Source organism: Pseudomonadota bacterium (genome assembly GCA_016719885.1).
Classification (GTDB): Bacteria; Pseudomonadota; Gammaproteobacteria.
The window spans coordinates 94665-112752 of the sequence record JADJYF010000011.1; the positions used below are offsets into that span (position 1 = coordinate 94665).

Below are 18088 nucleotides of genomic sequence, written 5' to 3' on the forward strand. Positions count from 1 at the left end.
TCGAACGAGGCGCGCTTTGCATAGTCGTGAAGGATTCGGCGGCAGGAAGGAGCAAGCGACCGTCGCGGCCTGCGCCGCGACGGTCCCATGGTGACTCAGTAGATGTCTTCCATGGTGTTGTGCACGTTGAACTTGCCGGTCGGGGTGATGAGGCGCTCATCCTTGATCACGGCTTTCAGCTTGCGGGTCTTGTCATCGACGATGACCAGCGCCGATTTCTGATCCTTGCCGTTCCACACCGAGAACCACACTTCGTCGCCGGCGGCGTTGTACTCCGGCTGCACGACGCGCTTGGCGCCTTCGCCGAGATCGGCCCAGGCCGCGATCGGCAGCACCTCGAAGGGGGCGTCGGGGTTCTTGACGTCGAACACCGCCACGCTCTGCGAGATCTTGGCGTCCGGATTCAAGGGCGCATCCACCCACAGGTTGTTGGAGTGCGGATGGCTCTTGACGAACAGCGAACCGCCGCCCATGCCCTGCAGCGTACGCACCACCTTCCACGCATGATCCTTATGCGAGGCGGGATCGGTGGCGATGAAAGTGACATTGGGATTGCCCAAGGCACTGGTCACCCACACCGGCCCGAACTTCGGGTCGTTGAGATTCGCGCCACGACCCGGGTGCGGAATCTTCTCGACGTCGATGAGGGCGGCCAGCTTGCGCTCCTTCGAATCGATCACCGCAACCTTGTTCGACTGGTTGGCGGCGGTCAGGAAGTAGCGCTTGGTCGAGTCCCATCCGCCGTCATGCAGGAATCGCGCGCCGTCGATGGTGGTTACCGACAGGTTGTTGATGTCCTCGTAGTTGGCCAGCAGGATCTTGCCGGTCTCCTTGACGTTGATGATGAACTCCGGATGCTGATGGGAGGCGACGATCGCCGCCACGCGCGGTTCTGGATGGTATTCCTGGGTGTCGACCGTCATGCCGCGCGTCGAGATGATCTTGAGCGGCTTCAAGGTCGGGCCATCCATGAACACGTACTGTGGCGGCCAGTAGGCGCCGGCCACCGCGTAGCGGTCCTCGAAGCCCTTGTACTTGGTGGTCTCCACCGAGCGCGCCTCGAGGCCAATCTTGATCTCGGCAACCTTGGCCGGCGGATTCATCCACAGGTCGATCATGTCGATGCGGGCATCGCGACCGATGGTGTAGACGTAGCGCCCCGAGGCCGACGGACGCGAGATGTGCACCGCGTAGCCGGTCTTGATGATGTTGACGATTTCCTTGGTGTCACCATCGATCACCGCCACTTCGCCGCTGTCACGCAAGGTGACGACGAAGAAGTTGTCGATGTTGCGCTTGTGCATCGGTGCGGTCGGACGCTTCTCCGGCGCCACCAGCACCTTCCAGCTCTTCATCATCTGCTCCATGCCGAACTCCGGCGGTTCGGGCGGCGGATGTTGCAGGTAGCGGGCCAGTCCATCGATCTGCGCGTCGGTAAGCGCACCGGAGGTTCCCCAGTTCGGCATGCCGGCCGGTGAGCCATAGGTGATCATGGTCTTGAGATATTCGGTGCCCTTGACCCGCGCGATGTCGGTCGTCAGCGGCTTGCCCGTTGCGCCCTTGCGCAGCACACCGTGGCAGCCCGCGCAACGCTCAAAGTAGATCTGCTTCGAGGCGTCGAACTCGGTGACCGTCATCGGCGGCCCGTCGGAGGTGATCATGTCAGCGGTCTCGCCGGCCGGGATCGGGCTCGGCGCGCCGCTGTAGGCATGCTCGGCGTCACTGGCCAGCGGGTGACGGGATTGCGCCGCCGCGTCCGCCGCCGGTGCCGCGCCGCCGCGCGTCGCCGCCACCTGCGCGGGAGTCACCGCACCGCCGCCGTTCCACTTGGTCAGCACGTAGCTGAGTGCCGCGGCGATTTCGTCGTCCTTGAGATAGGCCATCGGCGGCATCGCGCCCTGGTAATCGACGCCATTGACGGTGATCTTGCCGGTCAGGCCCTTGACCACCGCGGTAATCGCGCGGTTGACATCAGCCTTGAGATAATCCGAATTGACGAGGGGAGGGAAGGCGCCCGGCATGCCGAGGCCTGTCGCCTGGTGGCAGGCTGCGCAAACCCGCCCATAGACCTCTTCACCGAGCTTGAGCTGGTCCGGTGCAGCAGCCTGTTTCATCTCCGCCTCGTGGCCCGCGGTCGGACCGGGCTCGGCGCTGGCGAGCGAGGCGACGAGCGACAGCGCGCCCATCACGCACCCCGCCCCCACTGCCCTCAATGCCTTTCTTGCTCTCATTTCGCACCCCCATGGTTCACAAAAAAAATAACCTGTCGTCATTAAAGGTAATAGCAGTGCATTTGTTCCTTGATCAATATCAAGCTGCACCCGTCGCCGCTCAATAACGCAGGTTGACGGTGAAATTGGCATGCACTCCCGGCCAGCTCGCGATCTCGACTCGCGGGTCGTCCGGCGCCAGGCGCCGTACCTCGGCATAGGACCACACCCGCTGATTGCCAAGGTTGTACAGACCGAGATGGCAGCTCGCATGGGGACTCGGCGCCCAATGCATGATGAGGTCGACCACCGTGCGTGCCGGCGGTACGAAGAACGGCGCGGTGCTGAAATCCGTGCGGTTCTGATGCGCGTAGTGGGTGACGTGCAAGTCGGCCGCGAACGGCCACGCGGAGGGTTGCCAGCGCAACGAGAACAGCGCCTTCATCGGCGTGACGGTGTTGAGCGGCTGCTTGCTGACTTCGTTGGTGCCGTGCGCCCAGTGCATGCTGGAGGCCAGCCGGAAATCTTCCAGGCGCGGCCACAGCGCGCCGAGCTGCTGTTCGAATTCCGCCTCCACGCCGTAGATGCTGGCTTCGGCGAGATTGCGCGATTGGAACAATTGCGCGCCGCTCACCGGATCGACGCCGAGTCGCGCGCGGCTCTCGATGAAATCCTCGTAACGCGCATAGTAGGCGCCGGCCTCGAAGCGCGTGCCGCGCCAGTCGAAGCGAAAGCCGGCTTCGGCATTGCGTGATCGTTCGGGCTTCAGATCGGGATTGGGCAGTGCGCGCACGTTGAGCGCGGCGAGATCGAGATAGAGATTGACATCAGCGGCGGGCGGCGCGCGAAAGCCTTCGGCGTAATTGGCGTACAGCGCCAGCGCATCCACCACCCGCCAGGTGGCGCCCAGGCGCAGCGTGAGATCGTCGTCCTCGAGATCTGTCATGCGTGACTGGTCGGTGAATATGCTGTCGGTCTTGGCATTGAGGTCGAAGTGATCCCAGCGCAGCGCCGGCACGATGCTGACGCGGCCGAGGATGATTTCGTCCTGGCCGTACACACCGACCTCGGTGGAATCCGAGACCGGCATGTCGCGCAGCGGAAAGCGCTCGCCGAGCAAGGTCGTGCTGGCGATGCCGGTGACGCGGTCGGTGGACAGGCCGGTACGCGATTCGGTCAGGCGCGAATCGTCCCACTCGACGCCCGACACCAGCACGTGCTCGAGGGGGCCGGTGACGAAATTCCAGCGTGTTCGCATTTCACCGCCGTAGCCGCGCTCGCGCAGCTTGAAATTGCGCTCGAGAAACAGCGCGTGGCCGGTCGGTCCGAGGCGCTCCTCGTCGGTGAACTGGCGCGTGCTGTCGTCCTGGCGATAGAGCGTCACGCTGCCTTCGTCCATCCAGCCGATGCGCGGCAGCGTATAGGTCACGGCCGTGCGCCAGCGGTCCTGCTGGTCATCGCCGCCGAGACGACTGGTGGTGGCGAATCGCCCAAAGCCGAGCAGGGCATGCAGATCGCTGTCGGCGGCGCGACGAAAGTAGTCGAGCGAGGTGCGCAGCGTGCTGCCGTTACTGAAGTCGTGGGTCCATTTGCTGAACGACTGCCATTGGTAGAAATCGACGCGGTCGTCGGCCACGCCGCGCGCGCGGTTGTCCGGCTCGTCGCCGCTGCGATAGCTGAAGGATGTCACGAGCGCGTCGCTGGCTTGCGCATAGGCGTAGGTGCCTTGGCCCATGGCACTGTCATTGCCGCCGAAATATCCGGCATTACCACACACGTAGTGAGTGCGCCCGGGTGCCACCAGGTCGCGACCGTCGACCGAGTCAATCACCATCACGCCGCCGAGCGCATCGGAGCCGTACAGCGCCGAGGCCGGGCCGCGCAGGATCTCGATGCGCTTGATGATCGCGGGGTCAAGGCTCAAGCGGCTGCTGTCGGCAAAATTGCCGACATTGAACTGCTGCGGCAGCGGCACGCCATCGAACTCCAGTGCCACGCGATTGCCGCCTATGCCGCGAATGCTCAAGCCGGTCGCGCCAAAGCGCGGGGTGTCGACGTCGCTTTCCAGGCTTGCCTCGTAGCGCGATATGTCGCCGAGGCCCTGCGCCTGTTCCATCGCCAGGCGCTCCTGCGTGATGACCGTGACCGGCGCCGGCACCGTCCAGCGCGGTCTTTCGGTCTTGGCGCCGACCACCACGATTTCCTCGAGGTGGCTGGGCGCGTCGGCGCTCGCGGCCTGCGCGCCCCATGGTGCGAGCAGTGCGAATGCCGCGCAGCATCGCAGTGTTATCGGGTATTTGAGATCCATGTCTTCGCTCCGGCGACTCATTGCGTTGATTGAGTATGGTCGGCAACGCAACGCGCGCTTGGCAACCGCGTCGACGTGCCCGTGGGGCGCGTTGGCATCACCTGCGCGGAAAGGATCTATCGTGACGCGAGCGCTTACATGATTTCGATCATGGTTTGCATCGCGAGCGAACCGCCATCGACTTCAAGCGCTGGCTGTATGCGCGTGGCGTCGTCGCATGCCGAACATCAAGGCCACGCCGCCAGCGGCGCACACATCGTGCGCCACCAGCAGCGCGGCGGGTGCGCCGAGCCATGCGGCACTGGCGCCGATGAGCCATTGCGCAAGCGCGAGTGTCTTGAGCAGGCGCGCCTCGAAGGCGAGACCTGCCGCGCGTGCCTGCCGGGCCACGCGCATCGCCCAGCCCGCGGCGACGATCGCCAGGCCCAGGTGCACGAAGGCCGCTGCTGTCGGCGCGCCCGCGCCGGCGGTCGCACCGAGCGCGATCTGCATGGCCCATAGCAGCACACCCAGGCGCGCATCGCGGGCAAGGCGCTGCGCGGTGCGGGCATCGTCCACTGCCTGCGTGCGCGTGATGCCGAAGGCGACCGCCAGCATCGCGTAGCCACCGAACAGGTTGCCGAACACCACCGGCAGCGCGCGCGAGCCGGCGCTGGCGATGCCGAGCACCGACAGCGCCACGGCCAGCAGCAGCAGTAGCCAGGCCGCGCGCGCCGTGTCGCGATCGCGTGGTGGCCGCGCCAGGGCCACGACCAGCAGCACCAGTATCACCAGCAGCGCGGAGGAGGCGGCCACGCGGTGCACGGCGCGTGCCGGGCGCAATTGTTCGGCGCTGGCGCTCGCGTGCAGGGTCGCAGGGGTCGTCATGACCGCTCTGCACAGCGGCCAGATGTCGCAGGTCGCGCGCGGCTGCGCGAGGCGCAACCAGGCGCTGACGCCGATGACGACGAGCATGAGCATGACCAGCGTCCAGGCCAACGCCTGGACGGTGTGATGGCGACGGGCGGACAGCATCGTGCTTGAGAACTGCGATTAGCCTGCCTAACATCATAGGCGAAGTGCGGCGTCGTCACGACGCAACGTCCTGTGCAAACACGCTTGAAGACGTGAGCACCCTTGAGCTAAGTCAAGGCATTGTTGCGACGCATTTCCGCACTATCGGCATACGACTCCAATCAGCAGCCATGGACACGGCATCGTGCGTGGCTGCGCGATTGGATATCCCAACAATGTGCCCGCAGTGGAGGAACAGACCGATGAGCGATCACCCAGACGATCATGGAGATGACGGACACGGCCCCGTGCCCTTCATGCAGCAGCTGCTGGACAACCCGTTCATGCTGCTGTTCCTCGGGGTGCTGATCCCGATGGTGCTCTACAACCTGTGGGGCGTCATCGACATTCTCAGCGTGCCGGTCAGCAAGTAAGCATCGCTTCCACCAGCAGCCAAGAGGATTGCAACGATGAGCGCGATACTCCCCCCGTCGGAACGAGTCTGGTACAAGCACCCGATAGACCGCGTCGAGGGCACCTGGATAGCGATAGCGCTGACCTGGTGCCTGATCATGTTCTTCATGATGATCGGCTGGCATATCTGGGGCAAACAGAATCTCTCCACCGAGACCTACCGGACCACCGCCGAGCAATACACCGCCAAGGTGCAGGCGATGGTCGACAAATACACGGTGCGCACCGAAACCGATCAGAAAATCCCGGTGGTCGCGGCGCCGCCCGGCAGCGACATCTTCCTGGTCGCGCGCCTATGGAGCTTCTGGCCGATCCTGGAACTGGAGAACGGCAAGACCTACCGCCTGCACCTGAGCTCGATGGACTACAACCACGGGTTCTCGCTGCAACCGGCCAACATCAATATCCAGGTCGTGCCGGGTTATGAGCACGTGGTGACCATCACGCCCAATCAATCCGGGCAATATTCGGTGGTGTGTAACGAATTCTGCGGCATTGGCCATCATGCGATGGTCAGCCGGCTGTATGTCAAGTGAGGAGAGTACGATGAGCATCGCAACCACTTATCGCACCTGTCCACGGTCCGGTCTGCAGTTCGAGAAGAACGCCGAAGCGCTCATGAAGGCCAACGCCTTCATCGGCGTGGTGTGGCTGCTGATCGGTGGCATTCTCGCCGTCGGCGTGGTGCTGACGCGCTGGCCGGCCGTGCATTGGCTGCCAGCCGACAAGTTCTACATGGTGTTGACCGCCCACGGTATCGACATGCTGATCTTCTGGATCATCTTCTTCGAAGTCGCGGTGCTGTACTTCGCCTCGTCGAGCTTGCTGCGTTGTCGACTCGCCACGCCACGTGTCGCCTGGCTCGCCTTTGCGCTGATGCTGATCGGCTCGGTGCTGAACAATGTCACGGTCTTTCGCGGCGCCTCGAGCGTGATGATGACGTCCTACGTGCCGATGATGGCCGAGCCCAATTTCTACCTGGGCCTCATCCTGTTCGCGGTGGGGGCGCTCATCGCCTGCTTCGTGTTCTTCGGCACGCTGGTGGTGGCGAAACGCGAAAAGACCTATGAAGGTTCGGTGCCGCTGGTGACCTTCGGCGCCATCACGGCGGCCATCATCGCGGTGTTCACCATCAGTTCGGGCGCCATCATCCTGATCCCGACCTGGCTGAAAGCGCTGGGCATCGTGCACGAAGTCGATGCGCTGGTGTATCGCACGGTGTGGTGGGCTTTCGGGCATTCCTCGCAGCAGATCAACGTCGCCGCGCATATATCGGTGTGGTACCTGGTCGCCGCCGTGGCGTTCGGCGCCAAACCGATGAGCGAGCGCGTCAGTCGCATGGCCTTCCTGCTGTACATCCTGTTCCTGCAGCTGGCCAGCGCGCATCACCTGCTCGCCGACCCGGGCCTGTCGACGCCGTGGAAAGTGGTCAACACCAGCTACTTCATGTATTTCGCGGTGCTGGCCTCGATGATTCACGGCCTGACCATCCCGGGTGCGATGGAAGTGGCGCAGCGGCGCAAGGGCTATACCAAGGGCCTGTTCGAATGGCTGCGCAAGGCGCCGTGGGGCAACCCGACCTTCTCCGGCGTGTTCATTGCCATCATCGGCTTCGGCTTCCTGGGCGGCATCTCGGGCGTGATGATGGGCACCGAGCAGCTCAACATGATCATCCACAACACCATCTACGTGCCTGGTCATTTCCATGCCACGGTGGTGATAGGCACCACGCTGACCTTCATGGCGCTGACCTACTACCTGATCCCGGTGCTGTTCAAGCGCGAGATGATCGCGCCGGGACTCGCCAAGTGGCAGCCCTACCTGTTCGGCTTCTCGATGTATTTCTTCTGCCTGGTGATGATGGGCGCCGGTACCTTGGGCGTCGAACGCCGCCATTGGGACATGGCCTTCGGCGGTTCGCCGCTCGCCTATGAGTGGCCGGGCGCGGCCTATCTCATGATGGGGCTGGTGGGCGTCGCCGGTGTGGCGGCCATCCTGGGTGGCGCGATCTACATCTTCATCACGGTCGGGTCGCTGCTGTGGGGCCGCCGGCTCGAGGACGGCGAAGTCAGCGCGCGCTTCGTGCCGGTGGCGCGCGCGGCGCCGACCGCCATTGCCCAGACCTATGGCTCGGCGGGCTTTGCCGCCCCCGGTACCTTTGCGCTGGCGATGGTGTTCCTGATCTCCTTCGTCCTCTACTACTTCATCAACTGGAAGTACCTCTCGACCCTGTGGGGTTTGAGTTGAGCACCGGTCACTGACGCGGGGGATCTCCATGAACAGCGCACCCATGGCCTTATCAGTCGACGACCAGCCGCGTTGGCGGCTGGTGGCCGGCGTGTTCAAGCTGCGCATCGGCATGCTGATCATGCTGACTGCGCTGGCGGGGCTGGCCATAGCGCCGGCCCCCGCGCCGGCGGCCTGGCGCGTGCTGGTGATGGCGCTCGCGGTGTTTGTCGCCTCGGCGAGTTCGGGGGCATTCAACCAGTTCGTCGAAGCCGACAGCGACCGGCGCATGGTGCGCACCCGCAACCGTGCCTTCGCGAGCGGCGCGCTGCGTGCCGGCCCGGCCTGGATGGGCGTGATTGTCGGCCTGCTGGCGCTGGCGGTTGCGACCACCTGGGCGGTGCTGAATGGTACGGCCGCGGTGTTCCTGTTCCTCGGCGCCTTCACCTACGGGGTGGTCTACACCGTGGCCCTGAAGCGCCGTACCTGGCTCAACATCGTGTTCGGCGGCTTGGCCGGCAGCTTCGCGGTCCTGACCGGCGCGGCGGCGGCCGATCCGCAGCTCGGCGTGCTGCCCTTGCTGCTTGCGTTGATCCTGTTCCTGTGGACGCCGCCGCATTTCTGGAGTCTCGCCATCGCCAACTGCGCGGACTACGCGGCCGCTGACGTGCCGATGTTGCCGGTGGTGGTCGGCGTGCCACGCGCGGCGCGCATCGTGCACTGGAATGCCGTCGCGCTGGTGGCGGTATCCTTGCTGCCGGCGGCCTTCGGCGCCGGACTTTGCTACCTGCTGGCGGCGACCATCGGCGGCGCATGGTTCGTCTACAAAACCCGCGCGCTGGCGCGCAATCCCGCGCGCGATACCGCCATGGCCGCGTTCTTCGCCTCCATGGTGCAACTCGCGGTGCTGATCGGTGGTGTGGCACTCGATGCGCTGGTGCACTGACACGGCAGGGAGTCTGGTACTGCTGCTGCTGGCAGCACTGTGCGCACCGGCGGTGCACGCACTCGGCGTGCCCAAGCTCGATGCCGAGGCGGCGCTGACCGCCAGCCAGGCCGTGCTCGGCAGCCAACCAGCGGATTTCACCTTGCTCGATACCCGCGAGCGGCCCGTGCGCCTGGCGAGCCTGCGCGGCAAACCGTTACTGGTCAGCTTCATCTACACCGGCTGTTTCACGGTCTGCCCGACCCAGACCCGCACTTTGCACGAGGCGGTGCGCGGCCTCGACCGCATGCTCGGTCCCGATCAGTTCAACGTGGTCAGCATCGGCTTCAACCAGCCATTCGACAGCCCGCAGGCGCTCGGCGCCTTCGCGGCCCAACATCGCATCGACTATCCGAACTGGCAGTTTCTGAGTCCCCACGCGCGCATCGTCGCGGACCTCGCGCGCGCCTACGGCTTTTCCTACACGGAAACGCCGGCCGGTTTCGAACATGTCGTCGGCGTGACGGTGGTCGATGCCAACGGCCGCATCTACCGCCAGGTTTACGGTGAACGCTTGAACGCCGAAGCACTGGGCGAGCCCCTGCGCGAACTGCTGTTGTCGACGCCGGTGTCCGCCGCCGCCGGGTCGACATCCTTGCTCGAGCGCGTGCGCCTGTTGTGCACGGTCTATGACCCCGACACCGGCCAATACCGCTACAACTGGTCCTTGCTGCTGCAGGTGGTGAGCGGGCTGGCGTTCTTCCTGACCGTCGGCATCTACCTGTGGCGCGAACGTCGGCCGCACCCGTCCGCCACGGCGGTCGCCGAGATCCAAACATGAATCGTCGTTGACCACCCATGATCGAGACCATCGCCCCGTCAGGAAACGCCGCCTGGCGGTGGTTGGAACAGGGCTTCGACCGTGTCTTTGGGGCCAGCGCCAATCCCCTGCGCCTGCTGGGCGCGCTGCTGTTCCTGAGCTTTGCGCTGCTGGTGGTGAGCGGGGTGTGGCTGTACGCGGTGTTTGATACCTCGGTCGCCGGCGCCCACGCCTCGGTGGCGCGCCTGACCCAGGCGCGCTGGTCCGTCGGCGCACTCATGCACAGCGTGCATCGCTATGCGACCGATGCCTTCGTCATTCTCACGGTCCTGCACCTGTTGCGCGAGCTCTTGCATGGTCGCTGGCGTCACTTCCGGCGCTTCTCGTGGTGGACGGGTTGCGTGCTGCTGCCGCTCATTGCCGTGTGCGCCATCGGTGGCTTCTGGCTGAACTGGGACGAGCTCGGGCAATTCTCCGCCATCGCCACCGCCGAGTGGCTGGATGGTCTGCCGCTGCTGGCGCAGCCGCTGGCGCGCAATTTCCTGTCGGCGGCCGCGGTCAGCGATCGCCTGTTCTCGTTGTTCGTGTTCGTGCATATCGGTGCATCGCTGCTGCTGCTGCTCGGCGCGTGGTTGCATTTGCAACGCATGAGCCATGCGGTGGTGTGGCCGACGCGCAGGCTCGCGCTGGGCACGGTGTTGACGCTGACGACGCTGGCCGTGGCCGCGCCAGTCACCGAACTCGGCGCGGCGAACCTCGCACGCGTCTCGCCGGCCTTGAGTTTTGACTGGCTGGTGCTGTGGTTGCATCCGCTGATGTACGCAAGTTCGTCAGCATTCACCTGGACGCTGGTGCTTGCGCCGTTCGCGCTGTTGATGGCCTTGCCGTGGTTGCGCGGCGGGCCGTCGCCATCCGTGGCGGTGGTCGATGCCGGCAACTGCAATGGCTGCCGTCGCTGCTTCGCCGATTGTCCCTACGGCGCGGTCAGCATGATTCCCCATCCCGATGTCGGGCATGGTCGCGAACTGGCGGAGGTCGATGCCGCGCTGTGCGCGGGCTGTGGCATCTGTGCCGGCGCCTGTCCGTCGGCGACGCCGTTTCGCAGCGTGACGGCGCTCATCAACGGCATCGACATGCCTGCCTTGACCGTCGACACCTTGCGCCGGCGCCTGACGACGGGACTGCGCGACATCGCCGCACCGCGGCCCATCGTGTTGTTCGCCTGCGCGCGCGGCGCCGACAGCACGCGCGTGGCCGCGCCCGATGTGCTGGTGCTGCCCTTGCTCTGCAGCGGCCAGCTCGCGCCGGCCTTCGTCGAATATGCCTTGCACGATGGCGCGGCGGCCGTGCTGGTGGCGAGTTGCCATGAACTCGGCTGTGAATTCCGCCTCGGCGCGCGCTGGAGCCGCGCGCGCCTGGCCGCGCGACGCGAACCGCGCTTACGCGCGAGCGTGTCGCGCAAGCATGTCGAAATCGTGATGGCGGAGCGCGGCGAAGAAGGGCGCCTGGCCGTCGCGTTGAATGAATTGCGCCGCGGCATCGCGGCCGACGTCACGCACGCGGCGAGCGGTACGGAGGCATCCCATGGCTGAGCTCGACGGCTTGGCCAAGGATACCGATGCCCTCGGCTGGCGCGCGTGGCTGGGGCAGGCGCTGTTGTACGGCTTGTTCGCGCTCGTCATCGGCGTGTTCTCGCACTGGCCGCCCTACCGGCATCTGCCGCCCGATACCGCGGTCATCAAGCTGAGCGTCGTGCATACCGGCAAACCGGTCAGCGATTGCCACCAACTGAGTGCCGAGGAACTGGCGGCGCTGCCGCCCAACATGCGCGCGCCGGTCAGCTGTCCGCGCGAACGTTCGCCGGTGGTGGTCGAGCTCGACATCGACGGCGCAGCGGCGGCGCGCATCACGGCCCCGCCTTCGGGCCTGTCCGGCGATGGCGCGTCGGCCATCTACGCGCGCTTGCCGGTCGCGGCCGGCGAGCGCGCCATCGCGGTACGCCTTCGTGACGATGCGCGCGGCGAGGTCTTCGCCTACCACGCGGAACGCCGCATCACGCTCGCGCCGGCCCAGGTGCTGGTCATTGATTTCGATGCGCAACATGGAGCGATCACCCTCAAATGAACACCCTCATTCGCTCGCATTTGTATGCCGACGACAGTACACCGATGGCAGCGGACAACCACTACCGCTTGGCGGTCAGCGCCGGCGCGAAGGCCCTGGCCCGCGGCTGGCTGTGGCTGGGTCTCGGCGCGCTGGTCGGTTCTGGCCTGTTCTCCATCCTGCTGGTGCTGGCGCGCACGCCCGGCATCAACGCAGCCCTGCCCGGCATCGATTTCTTTCGCACGGCGCTGGTGGTGCATGTCGACCTGTCGGTGTTGGTGTGGTTCGTGGCGATTGCCGGCATGTTGTGGAGCACCCAGACCTCGGCGCGCGGCCAGGCGTGGGGATGGTGCGCGCTGACACTCGCCGCGCTCGCGACGGCGATGATGGTGCTGGCGCCGTTTCTCGCGCCGGGCAATCCGGTCATGGCCAATTACATTCCTGTACTGGAATCGCCGTTGTTCCTGGCCGGGCTCGTGGTGTTCGGCGTGGCGGCACTGGTACTGGTGGTACGCACGCTGCTGTGCATGTCGCTTCTCGATGCGCGCTTCGATGGCGCGGCGGCGCTGCGTTTCGGGCTGTATGCCGCGGCCGTCGCCACCGCGGTGGCCTTGCTGGCCTTCGGCTGGTCGCTGGCGGCGGTGCCGCTGGCGCTGGACAGCAAGGCCTACTGGGAGATCCTGTTCTGGGGCGGCGGCCATGCGCTGCAATACACCTGGACGCTGCTGCTGCTGGTGGCGTGGTTGTGGCTGGCCGACGCTTGCGGCGCGCGCCTGGCCTTGAGCGCGCGGGTCAGCCTGTTGCTGTTCGTCATCGCGCTGGCACCGGTCTTCATCACGCTCTACGCCTACCTGGCCGCCGATGTGCTGTCGGTCGCGCATCGGCAACTCCATACCATCGGCATGCGTGTCGGCGGCGGCATGGCGATTTTCCCGGTCGCGCTGGCGGTGGTGTTGGCCTTCCGCGAACGCAAAACGGTGAGCGAGGCCGCGCGGCCGCTGCGCGCGGCGCTGTTCTCGTCCATCGCGCTGTTCGCGGCCGGAGGACTCATCGCGCTGGCCATCAGCGGCAGCAACGTCAAGATCCCGGCCCATTACCATGGCTGCATCGTCGGCGTGACGCTCGCCATCATGGGCTTGGTCTATCACCTGCTGCCGCAACTCGGCTATGGCACGCCGCGCGGGCGGCTGGCGGTCAGTCAGCCCTACCTGTATGGCTTGGGCCAGCTCATGCACATCGTCGGCCTGGTGTGGTCCGGTGGCTACGGCGTGCAGCGCAAGGTGGCCGGCGCCGAACAGGTCTTGCGCAGTCCCGGCGAGATCTTCGGCATGGGCCTCATGGGACTCGGCGGCCTGGTTGCAATCGTCGGCGGCCTGCTGTTCGTGGTCGTGGCGTGGCGCGCGCTGCGTGACGGTCGCCGTTGATGGCCTACGGAGCCCGGCCATTGTTGCGGGCGTGCTTCATGCGCGCCGAGGCCTTGTTCAACCGCGCCTTCGGCGACAAGCTGAACCCCTTCTATCATCTCGGCGCCTTGGCCTTCTTCCTGTTCTGGCTGGTGGTCGGCAGTGGTCTGTATCTCTACGCGTGCTTCGATACCAGCGTCGAGGGCGCCTATCGCTCGGTCGATGCGCTGACCCACCAACAGTGGTTCGCCGGCGGCATATTGCGCAGCGTGCATCGCTACGCATCGGACGCCATGGTCGTCACCATGCTCATTCACCTCGCGCGCTACTGGGCCTTCGATCGACTGCGCGGTTTCCGCTGGTTTTCGTGGGTGACCGGCGTGGTGCTCTTGTGGCTGGTGTTCGCGGCGGGCGTCAATGGCTACATGCTGCCATGGGACAAGCTCGCGCAATTCGTCACCCAGGCGAGCTTCGAATGGCTGGACTGGCTGCCGGGTTTCGGCGGCACCTTAATCCGCAATTTCATTTACGACCACAGCGTGAGCAACCGACTGTTCTCGCTGCTGGTCTTCATTCACATCGGCGTGCCGCTGCTGGTCTTGCTGTTGATGTGGGTGCATGTGCAGCGTGTGCCCAAGGCGCGCACCCAGCCGCCGCGCGCTATCGCCGTCAGCGTGGTGGTGATGCTGGTGGTGTTGGCCCTGTTGCGACCGGTGCTCAGCCAGGGTGGCGCGGCGCAGCTCGACAGCGCACCGGTGGTGCTCGACTTCGACTGGTTCCTGCTCGCGCTCTACCCGCTGGTGTACGTGTGGCCGATAGGCAAGGTGTGGGCCCTGGTGATCGGCGCGAGCACGGTGTTGCTGCTCGCGCCCTGGCTGCCGCCGCGTCGCGCCGCCGCCGCCAATGCATTCCAGCTCACGCTGCATCCGGGCGCCGCGACCGTCACCACCCGCAGTGGTGAGACGCTGCTCGAGGCGGGCCTGCGTGCCGGCCTCAAACTGCCCTACGAATGCCGCGCCGGTGGTTGCGGTGTGTGCGTATGCACGGTGTTGAATGGCCGTGTCGATCATGGCAACTACCAGCCCTCGGCCCTGAGCGCGGCGATGCGCGCACGCGGTCAGACGCTCATGTGCTGCGCCACCGCCGAGGAGGATGTCGAAATTGAAATCGACGTCGACACCCTGCTGACGCCTGGCGCGGCCGGCGACGGGCCGGTCCTGCACGCGACGGTCAGCGGCATCGACACGCTGGCGCCGGATGTGCGCCGCCTGTGGTTGACGCTGGAAGGCGATCGGCGACTTGCTTTCACCGCCGGTCAGTACATCAATATCGTGCTCGACGACGGCGCGACGCGTTCCTATTCCTTTGCCAATGCTCCCCACGAAAACGCGCGTATCGAATTGCACGTGCGGCGGGTCGAGGGCGGACGCTTCACCGAGTACGCTTTCGAGCGTCTGCGCGTCGGTGACACGCTGAACTTCGAGGGACCCTTCGGGCGCTTTGCCCTGCATGAGGGCACCAGCCCCATCCTGTTTATCGCCGGCGCCACCGGTTTCGCGCCGATCAAGAGCATTCTCGAAGATGCCTTCGCGCGTGGCATCGAGCGGCCCATGTACCTGTACTGGGGCGTGCGCTCGCGGGCCGATCTCTACATGGCGGCAGTGGCCGAGCGCTGGGCCGCCGAGCATGCCAACTTTCATTTCGTGCCGGTATTGTCGGCGCCGGCGGCAGACGATGGTTGGACGGGGCGGCGCGGCCTGGTGCACGCGGCCATGCTGGAAGACTTTCCCGACATGCGCGGCTACGAGCTCTACGCGTGTGGCTCGCTCAACATGATCGAAAGCGCCGTGCCGGCCTTCGTGGCGCAAGGCCTGGACGAGAACGCCTGCTATTCCGATGCCTTTCTGCCCGCCCACGCCACCCACGGGGAGCGGCCATGAGCGGCGGGGATTCGCGCCCGCCCACGGCCTCGCCTGGCGTCGCGCCGTCGCGCCACGAAGGCACGACCCACTTTGCTTCGCGGGAAGATTGCACTACCGTGGGGCGCGCCGACCCCAGCGGAACTGATGACATGACGACGAAACAGGTCAATCCCGACGAGATCCGCGGTCTGCCGCTGTTCGCCGGGCTCGATGAAGAACAATTGAACCTGATCGCCCGCCACACCGGTGTCGTCGAACTGCGACGCGGCCAGCCGCTGTTCCGTAACGGCGATCCGGCCGTCAATTTCTTCTACCTGCAGCGCGGGCAGTTGAAGCTCACCCGTTCGTCCTTCGACGGCGACGAGAAAGTCATCTCGGTGGTGCGTGCGGGCCAGACCTTCGCCGAGGCCGCATTGTTCATGGAGGCGCCCGGCGGTTACCCGGTGAGCGCTATCGGCATTGAAGAGAGCAGGGTGCTGGCGCTGCCCGGCGAAGTGATCAAGAAGCTGCTGCGCAATTCCCCCGAGACCTGCTTTCGCGTCATGGCGGTGATGAGCGTGCGCCTGCGCGAACTGGTGCTGCAGATAGACGAACTGACGCTGCACAACGCCACTCACCGGCTCGCGTCTTACCTGTTGTCACGCCTGCCGGACGGCGCGAATTCCGAACCGGGCAGCGATATCCGGCTCGTGACGCCGAAGGTGGTGATTGCCTCGCGGTTGTCAATTCAACCGGAAACTTTCTCGCGCATACTCGCGCGGCTGCGCGACGAAGGCCTGGTGGCAAGCGAAGGCTCGAGCATCGTGGTCAAGGATGTGACCGGTTTGCGGCGCTTGGTTCAGCCGTGAAGTAAGGCTGCGGCGGAAACCGTCGCGACCGCTGTCGGGCACGACGGCAAAGCCCTGCAGGCGCGAAGCGATTCGCGCCTGCAGGGCTTTCGATCATCAGTAGCGATACTCCAGCCACACCCACACCTTGCGCAGGTCGAACGCCTGGCCCGAGCCGCTGTTGCGCGCGATGTTGTGCGCGTTTTGATCGGCGTCGTAGTCGGCGTACTTGATGCCGGCGGTGTACTTGGTCAGGAAGGTCTTGGTCAACTGCACGTCGAGTTCGTGACCGTAGCTGTAGCTGCCATTGTCCGAATCGAACCAGTGGTGCTCGATCATGAAATTGGCGCCCAACACCACGGCCTGGAAAGTGAGATAGACATCCTGGATGCCGTCGCCAGGCGTATTCAGAAAGCGATCGGCCCAGCCCTGGAAGGCATGACCGGTGGCGAGCGGGGCGGTGAAGCGGTTCGCGCCGCCGTCGCCGCCCAGGAATTCCACGCTGGCCTTCATGGTCACCGACTGCACGACGCCACCAAGCTTGTAGCTGCCACCGAGCATGCCCCACAGGAACGGCTGGTCGATGTTGCCGGTCGGGTTATGGGAGAAATCACCCTGCCAGGCGCCCTCGGCGATGTACAACACATCGAACTTGGGATTGAGCGCGTACTTGCCGTCGAAGCGTGCGCCATAGGTCTGGGTGGACGGATAGAACGAGCGAATGGCCGGCACCACGCTGCGTTCGAAATCGAGCAGGTAGGCATAGAACTCCAGGCGACCGAAGGGCAGGCCGGTGTAGACCACGTTGCCGAGGTAGCCGTTCAGGCCTTCGTCGTCGAAACCGCGGGTCGGGTGGCCTTCGCCGAAAATGCGATTGACGTTCCAGGTGTACCAGAAGCGGACCACGGTATCGGGCAGGGAGTTGTTGGCGACGCTGACTGCATCGAAGGTCTGCCAGTTCTGGCGCCACAACACGTTGCCGAGGTAGCGATGGAAAGGCGCATCGCGGTCGAGGATTAACTGGCGGCCGGCCTGGATGACGGTGTGCGGGATGGCGTCGATGCCGACATAGGCCTGGTTCAATTCCACGCCTTCCGGATCGACCACCGCCGAATAGCGCGGCGCCATGCGCCGGTTGGTGCCGCCGTCGTCATAGGTGCCGACCGCGAGCACGTCTTCCACTTCCGCGAGGCCGAACAGGCCGTGAAAGCTGGCGGTGCGGAAGCCCAAGGCCGTGCGCAGCGATCCGACGTCGACCGCTTCCTGGCGCGCGTCGTCGTCCGCGTTTTCGTAGCGCATGCGCAGATGCAGAAGCAGCTTGCCGTCGCGAAACATGCCGGCCAGCGTATCGGTATGCGGGATCACCGGTACCGAAGCGGTCGGAGGCGGCGCTGGGGCGGGCGCCGGCTTGTCCGCGGGGGCCGCAAGCACGGGCCATGCCGTCGCTGCGCCGAGGGCGAACAATAGTACGCCACCGAATTTCTTGATGTTCTTCATGTCGGTCTCCAATGCGGCGGACCAGGCCATGACCACGTGCCCCTTTCAACGTGGGTGGGCATGTACGCCCCCGCCGCTAGGCCCAAGCTAGAAGAAGAAGGCGCAGAGGCGCATTGATGAAGGTCAAGGGGAGCGGCGGCGAGGTATTTTCCACCGCGCGCAGGGCGGGTTCATGCAAGCACGATGATGCACCGCTGTGCGCTGTTCCTGCGGCGGTGGCGGACGCGGGAGAAGGCGATGTGCGTGGCGTGTTGAATCAATTGGTGGGCGATAGTGGGATCGAACCACTGACCCCTGCCGTGTGAAGGCAGTGCTCTCCCGCTGAGCTAATCGCCCCTCATCGAGGAAGGCGGATTTTAGGGCGGTGACGCGGGAGGGTC

General features: G+C 65.3%; 14 protein-coding genes and 1 tRNA gene. 10 read left to right on the plus strand and 5 right to left on the minus strand.

From position 1 onward, the window contains the following. Positions 1-95: 95 nt before the first annotated feature. The 3 genes from IPM80_12765 to IPM80_12775 form a co-directional block, all read right to left on the minus strand. On the minus strand, positions 96-2114 hold the full coding sequence (locus IPM80_12765) for a c-type cytochrome (protein ID MBK8959275.1): 2019 nt from the start codon (positions 2112-2114) through the stop codon (positions 96-98). A gap of 217 nt (positions 2115-2331) precedes the next feature. Next, entirely contained in the window at positions 2332-4518 is a 2187-nt protein-coding gene (locus tag IPM80_12770) for a TonB-dependent receptor (GenBank protein ID MBK8959276.1), read from the minus strand. A gap of 183 nt (positions 4519-4701) precedes the next feature. Then, positions 4702-5385 (minus strand): hypothetical protein, encoded by a 684-nt coding sequence (locus IPM80_12775; protein ID MBK8959277.1) that lies wholly within the window; start codon positions 5383-5385, stop codon positions 4702-4704. Positions 5386-5774: 389 nt separating this feature from the next. Here IPM80_12775 and IPM80_12780 point away from each other — a divergent pair, with 389 nt between their 5' ends. From IPM80_12780 to IPM80_12825, 10 genes are all read left to right on the plus strand, one after another. Continuing rightward, positions 5775-5945 (plus strand): hypothetical protein, encoded by a 171-nt coding sequence (locus IPM80_12780; protein MBK8959278.1) that lies wholly within the window; start codon positions 5775-5777, stop codon positions 5943-5945. Positions 5946-5981: 36 nt separating this feature from the next. Then, entirely contained in the window at positions 5982-6521 is a 540-nt protein-coding gene (locus IPM80_12785; protein MBK8959279.1) for a cytochrome C oxidase subunit II, read from the plus strand. A 10-nt stretch (positions 6522-6531) separates the two neighbouring features. Further along, on the plus strand, positions 6532-8232 hold the full coding sequence (locus tag IPM80_12790; protein MBK8959280.1) for a cbb3-type cytochrome c oxidase subunit I: 1701 nt from the start codon (positions 6532-6534) through the stop codon (positions 8230-8232). A gap of 28 nt (positions 8233-8260) precedes the next feature. Next, on the plus strand, positions 8261-9157 hold the full coding sequence (gene cyoE, locus IPM80_12795) for a protoheme IX farnesyltransferase (protein ID MBK8959281.1): 897 nt from the start codon (positions 8261-8263) through the stop codon (positions 9155-9157). Next, positions 9141-9977, plus strand: coding sequence for an SCO family protein (locus tag IPM80_12800; GenBank protein ID MBK8959282.1), 837 nt, complete (start codon positions 9141-9143; stop codon positions 9975-9977). The genes cyoE and IPM80_12800 overlap by 17 nt, the downstream gene beginning before the upstream one ends. Positions 9978-9994: 17 nt before the next feature. Beyond that, positions 9995-11548 carry a hydrogenase iron-sulfur subunit gene (locus IPM80_12805; protein ID MBK8959283.1) on the plus strand — a complete coding sequence of 518 codons (1554 nt, stop codon included), beginning with the start codon at positions 9995-9997 and terminating at the stop codon, positions 11546-11548. Next, positions 11541-12080 carry a hypothetical protein gene (locus IPM80_12810; protein ID MBK8959284.1) on the plus strand — a complete coding sequence of 180 codons (540 nt, stop codon included), beginning with the start codon at positions 11541-11543 and terminating at the stop codon, positions 12078-12080. The genes IPM80_12805 and IPM80_12810 overlap by 8 nt, the downstream gene beginning before the upstream one ends. Then, a complete protein-coding gene (locus tag IPM80_12815) occupies positions 12077-13483 on the plus strand; it encodes a cbb3-type cytochrome c oxidase subunit I (GenBank protein ID MBK8959285.1) in 1407 nt (468 codons plus the stop codon). The genes IPM80_12810 and IPM80_12815 overlap by 4 nt, the downstream gene beginning before the upstream one ends. Then, entirely contained in the window at positions 13483-15402 is a 1920-nt protein-coding gene (locus tag IPM80_12820; protein MBK8959286.1) for a cytochrome b N-terminal domain-containing protein, read from the plus strand. The genes IPM80_12815 and IPM80_12820 overlap by 1 nt, the downstream gene beginning before the upstream one ends. Positions 15403-15533: 131 nt before the next feature. Then, positions 15534-16232 (plus strand): Crp/Fnr family transcriptional regulator, encoded by a 699-nt coding sequence (locus IPM80_12825; GenBank protein MBK8959287.1) that lies wholly within the window; start codon positions 15534-15536, stop codon positions 16230-16232. A gap of 96 nt (positions 16233-16328) precedes the next feature. Here IPM80_12825 and IPM80_12830 read toward each other — a convergent pair whose 3' ends face one another. Both IPM80_12830 and IPM80_12835 read right to left on the minus strand, forming a co-directional pair. Beyond that, the gene (locus tag IPM80_12830; protein ID MBK8959288.1) at positions 16329-17738 is read right to left on the minus strand and encodes a hypothetical protein; all 1410 of its coding nucleotides are present in this window, start codon (positions 17736-17738) and stop codon (positions 16329-16331) included. Between the two features lie 231 nt (positions 17739-17969). After that, positions 17970-18044: transfer RNA gene (locus IPM80_12835), tRNA-Val, on the minus strand. Positions 18045-18088 lie beyond the last annotated feature (44 nt).